The organism is Paenibacillus sp. 598K (assembly GCF_003851045.1).
Classification (GTDB): Bacteria; Bacillota; Bacilli; order Paenibacillales; family Paenibacillaceae; genus Paenibacillus_D.
In genome coordinates, this window is the sequence record NZ_BFBX01000237.1 from 1 (window position 1) to 251 (window position 251).

Here is a 251-nt window from a genome sequence, read left to right on the forward strand (position 1 = left end):
TACGCGGTCGGCCACTGGAATAGCTGGTTCTCGGCGATGATTTATTTGCAGGATCGCAGCCTTTACCCGTTGCAGCTTATCCTGCGCGAGATCCTGATTCAGTCGTCGGCTCAGAATATGCTCTCGGGCGCGACGCAGGACGAGGTATTCCGGATCAGCGAGTCGATCAAGTTCGCTACGATCATCGTCGCCACCTTGCCGATCCTCGTCATCTACCCATTTCTGCAACGATACTTCGTCAAAGGCGTCAT

General features: G+C 54.6%; 1 pseudogene. It reads left to right on the top strand.

Annotated features, from left to right (window positions below):
* A pseudogene (locus tag PA598K_RS34800) lies at window positions 1-251 on the top strand (carbohydrate ABC transporter permease); the annotation flags it as partial.